The sequence below is a fragment of the Pseudoalteromonas sp. S558 genome, from assembly GCF_005886635.1.
Classification (GTDB): domain Bacteria; phylum Pseudomonadota; class Gammaproteobacteria; order Enterobacterales; family Alteromonadaceae; genus Pseudoalteromonas; species Pseudoalteromonas aliena.
Map to the genome: position 1 here is coordinate 1 of NZ_PNDU01000260.1, position 2140 is coordinate 2140.

Consider the following 2140-nt stretch of genomic DNA (forward strand, 5'->3'; position numbering starts at 1 on the left):
GGTATTTAGGCAAGGCAGAGTCTATGGTGTGTGGTTATTCCCCATAAATAGGCGATAACGCAGCATAAATGCTCCTTGGGACGATTTACTCTTTGTAACTCGGTTTTGCCCTTGGATAGAGCAAATTTCAATCGACAAAGGTCAACAAGCTCTGAGTATAAGGGCTTTTTATCCTAGTATTAAAAAAGCGAGCCTAAGCTCGCTTTGTATAAAAACTAACTAATTACCATGCTTTGGGATCAACTTCTTTAGCAAGCTTTGGATGCTTAGTTTTATCAAATGTAGGCGTTAAACCTTGTTTTCGTTGCTCGTTATAATCTTTAGAGAGCCATACAACAACACCTGAAAGCATAAATAGCGCTATAACGTTCACAATAGCCATTAAGCCCATTGATATATCTGCAAGCGTCCAAATTAAACCAAGCTCACCGACTGCACCAAACATCACCATACCTAAAACAACAAGTCTAAAGATAAACATACCTTTATTAGAGTTGTGTTCTAAAAACATTAAATTTGTTTCAGCATAAGAGTAATTCGCAACAATAGACGTAAAAGCAAAAAAGAGTATAGCGATAGCAATAAAGTAAGTACCCCAATCTCCAACATGTTCTTGTAATGCAGCTTGAGTAAGTTCAATACCTAATACACCAGACTCAGGTACTAATTGCTGTGAAAGCAAGATAAGTGAGGCAGTGGCGGTACAAATTACAATAGTATCAATAAATACACCTAACATTTGCACATAACCTTGTGATGCCGGATGTGGAGGGTAAGGCGTTGCCGTAGCAGCGGCATTAGCAGCACTACCCATACCAGCTTCGTTTGAAAATAAACCACGCTTGATCCCTTGGATCATAGCTTGCGTTATGCCATAACCAATTGCACCGGCCCCTGCTTGCTCAATACCAAAGGCACTTTTTATAATAAGCACTAGTACATCCGGTAGCGCAGTAAAGTTAACAGCACAAACATAAAGAGCAACCAGCAAATAAGCTAATGCCATAAATGGCACAACCATTTCAGCAAAGCGAGAAATTGTTTTCAGGCCACCAAAAATAATGATGCCAGAGCCAATCACTAAGAAAATACCTACTATATACTTAGGTACATCAAATGCCACTTCAAATGCGGCAGCAATAGAGTTTGACTGCACAGCGTTAAATACTAAACCAAAGGCTAAAATCAAGCATAATGAGAATAAAACTCCCATCCAGCGCTTACCTAAACCATTTTGCATATAATAAGCAGGGCCACCTCTGAAGTTACCTTCAGCATCTTTTGTTTTATAAGCCTGTGCTAAAGTACTTTCAGCAAAACTGGTTGCCATACCTATTAATGCAATCAGCCACATCCAAAAAATAGCACCTGGGCCGCCTAAATATAATGCAACCGCAACGCCGGCCATATTACCGGTGCCAACGCGGGCCGCTAGCGATGTACAAAAGGCTTGAAAGGATGAAATTTCGTCTTCACCACATTTACGAGAACCAAACATTACTTTAAACATATGTGGGAATTGTACAAATTGAATAAAGCCTAATCGAAAAGTAAAAAAGAGACCTGCTGCTATTAATAAGTAGACGAGAACCTGGCCCCATAAAAGGGCACTTATACTGTTTATTATGTCTGTCATGGGTACTACCTAAATACATGAGTTAAAAAAGTGACCGCAACTTATCACATCAAGATAAAAGTGTTTAGTTTTAAAGTGTAAAAGCGGAGTTATCAACAGGGTTTTGTGGGTAACGTGTGTTTATCGTGTGTGCTTGCTTGGGGCTTAATTTTAATTACTATTTTATGTAAATAACACTTGCGTAAAATCCGCCGCTCCCTATAATGCAGCCCCACTGAGACGGGATATGGCAACGCATAGCGAGACCCAAACTACTCAGGGTGTTAAGTAAAACTTAGTGTTGATAAATATAACGTTTACCAAAATTAAGTGTTGACAAAAAAATAGGAAAGCGTAATATGCGCAGCCCTAGCGAGATAAAGTTTAACTTTAACCGCAACGTTCTTTAACAATATAAAGCAATCATCTGTGTGGGCACTCGTACAGATTGAGTTCTAACAGCCAAGCTTAGTTCGCTAAGTAAGGCAAACAAATTAGAGTCTCAATTGAAAGCTGAGTGACCAT

The 2140-nt window shown here is 39.3% G+C and carries 1 protein-coding gene; it reads right to left on the reverse strand.

Going from position 1 to position 2140, the window contains the following annotated elements:
* Nucleotides 1-223 precede the first annotated feature (223 nt).
* Nucleotides 224-1636 carry an alanine/glycine:cation symporter family protein gene (locus CWB66_RS16320; RefSeq protein WP_138586183.1) on the reverse strand — a complete coding sequence of 471 codons (1413 nt, stop codon included), beginning with the start codon at nt 1634-1636 and terminating at the stop codon, nt 224-226.
* Between the last annotated feature and the right edge of the window lie 504 nt (nt 1637-2140).